This is a genomic window from Vibrio sp. T13N, from assembly GCF_032970445.1.
Taxonomy (GTDB): domain Bacteria; phylum Pseudomonadota; class Gammaproteobacteria; order Enterobacterales; family Vibrionaceae; genus Vibrio; species Vibrio diabolicus.
The window spans coordinates 1-1,295 of record NZ_JAWJYE010000054.1 but is presented as its reverse complement, the minus strand read 5'-3'; the positions used below and the strand labels follow the sequence as shown (position 1 = coordinate 1,295).

Genomic DNA, 1,295 nt, shown 5'->3' with positions numbered 1-1,295 from the left:
ATAGCCGACTTTAGTTGCGGAATAACAAGACGTTCAAGGCGATTCGAAACGCATTGGGGTTTTAGTGCCCAAATAGGCACGGATTTATCAGAGTTTATTTTAGGTTAGGGTGCATGTGCGTCTCTCACACCTTAACTGCGCGTTAGTTGCCAACGAGAAAAACGCAGCTAAAACAAAATATTTAGGGCTTAGGTTCGTGTGTTTTTGGCTCGGTTTTCGTATTTCAATTTCTAGTTATTTGGGTTTGTAAAATCGTGCGTTGGTTTCTTTTGTGGTTGTATTTTCTATTTCAGAAACCGATTTATATGTTGAAAGTTAGCTCTGTAACATTGTTTGTCCAAATGCGCTTTTTGGTGTTGTTAGCTCGTTTTCTACGGCGTTTCATGTTCCAAGTGGTTTCAGTGACAGTCGCTTGGAAACTGCGCCTGATTTGAGTTTTCCAAAACACGTAAAGCTAGTGTTGGCAAAGCAGTAATTAACATCAAATCAAAGCGTTAGGTTTGGCAACTAACAAAGCATTCAAGAGGGATTCACAACGCTAGGCAGTTTTGGTTTGAATCAACTTTAGTGTTTACGGCACAATAGCTTAGGTTGGGTGGTGGCGTTGTTCACCCCTTAATGCGGCGTTATATGCTTAAGCAAGGATTTACAATGACGAAAATTATAGATGTTAGTTTGAAATCTTTTCTTGAAAGTAACCCTAGTGTTGATTTTGGAGCGATCGTGGTCAAATGTGGCGCAGGAGCTCATTTATTACAATCTGTTTGTGAGACAAAGCGCGAGCAGTGGTCGAACCTTTTTAGAGTGCATGTTATTAATGATGGACCTTTTGATTCTTACAGAGTTACATATGTGCCTTTGAAGTCTTATGTACTTTATAAAAAAACGGATAATGAAGCACAATTGTGGGTTTGCTACACAGAACCTAAACATAGAAAAAAAGGTTATATGGCAGAATTGTTTTTAGACTTAAAAAACAAAGGAATGGACACAGCAGTTGATACCAAAAATCTAGACCTCCAGCGTATAGCAATAAGGTGTGGTGTGAGCCTGTATTAACGCATATAACAAAGCGTTAAAGACAGATTCGCAACGCGTGGCATTTTGGGTATGAGTCAGCTTTTGAGTTTACGGTGCAATAGTTTAGGTTAGGTGGTAACGTTGCTCACTACTTAACGCGGCGTTATGTGCTTGGAGGGAAATAATGAATTCAAAGGAAGTCGTCTTAGCTTTTTGGGACGCAATGAAAACTAATGATTTCACGAAAGCAAGTGAGTGGCTTAGCCCAGATTTTG

Annotated in this window: 1 protein-coding gene and 1 pseudogene; both read left to right on the top strand. The window is 39.6% G+C overall.

What is annotated here, in order from left to right:
- The first annotated feature begins 651 nt into the window (after positions 1-651).
- Positions 652-1,059, top strand: a complete 408-nt coding sequence (locus R2S67_RS22730) for a hypothetical protein (protein WP_317347173.1) — start codon at positions 652-654, stop codon at positions 1,057-1,059.
- A 145-nt stretch (positions 1,060-1,204) separates the two neighbouring features.
- Positions 1,205-1,295: pseudogene (locus tag R2S67_RS22725) on the top strand (nuclear transport factor 2 family protein); the annotation flags it as partial.